The following is a 1,172-nucleotide window of genomic DNA, read 5'->3' as shown; positions in this document are numbered from 1 at the left end:
ATCTTACATTGCTGAGTACACGGCAATTATTTTCATCTGTATCTTCTTTAAGCCAATCAAGCAATTTATTACGGTCTTTACCATTAAAAGTCCCATCAATGTGCTTAACATCAAAGATAAGAGATGTCTTACTTTCGGGAACAAAGTTATGATATACATCAATAGCATCATTGAATACTTCGCTAATTAGTTGAGATGTATTGATATCTTTACAAAAAGCCAGAGAACGACGCATAGGCTTTATGTCATTATCTTTCTTTTCTATTTGAGAAAGTGCTTTGTAGCAGCCAATGATTTTGGTTGTATCATCAAGAATAAGTTCGGAATTTTTATCTTTGAGACGCTTCTGAATTGTTGCGTTGATAATTGCTTCATCAACAGCTAAGACGATAACTTTATAAGGTGTTAACAGTTTATCTTGTAGAGCTTTTGAAAAAGTATAGGTGTAAAGATTTTTGCCATAGAGGGCTTCATCATCCATAGAAGCTAGCACGGCATCGGATACGTCAGCCTTCTTTTTCAGCCTATCACTAAAGATCTTAGGGGTTGCTGTCATGTAGAGGCGTTTTTTACCTCGAATAATGCTGTTATCATGAACTTTGATAAATTCAGATTCATGCTTGTCTGTTCCTAAAACAACTCCCGTTGTTCTATGGGCTTCATCACAAATAATTAGATCAAATTCGGGTAAATCATATTCCTTTTGTGCATCCGAAATCACTCGAATGGAATGGTAGGTCGAAAAGACCACGNATGTTTCCCTTTACGATGCTTGCCTACTTGTGTATCCGAACACACGGCAAAGGAACGCAAGGGCACTTCTGTATCAATGGTCCATTCACGGATTGTTTGTGACATGAGAGCAAGAGAAGGCACCAAAAACAATACACGCTTGCCTTGACCTGCTATTTGTTCTGCTATCTTAAGGCTGGTGAAAGTCTTTCCCGTACCACATGCCATAATCAACTTGCCACGCTCTGCTTCTTGTAAACCTTTACAGACAGCTTCCAGTGCTTCTATCTGATGATCTAAAAGCTTTTTTTGGGGTTGCTCTTTAAGGACAGCTTGTCCTCTTTCTTTATAAGTCCCCCAATCGATTTGACTGTTTTCTAAATCAAACAGATTAATCTGTTGAATACGAACTTCTTGACCCTTACAAGTGTTATGCGCAT

Annotated in this window: 1 pseudogene; it reads right to left on the bottom strand. The window is 38.1% G+C overall.

What is annotated here, in order from left to right:
• Window positions 1-1,172, bottom strand: a pseudogene (locus tag ABD909_RS05065) (DEAD/DEAH box helicase family protein); the annotation flags it as partial.

Source organism: Bartonella acomydis, from assembly GCF_039543025.1.
Lineage (GTDB): Bacteria > Pseudomonadota > Alphaproteobacteria > Rhizobiales > Rhizobiaceae > Bartonella > Bartonella acomydis.
The sequence above is the reverse complement of the archived record's forward strand: the minus strand, read 5'-3'. Positions and strand labels throughout refer to the sequence as shown.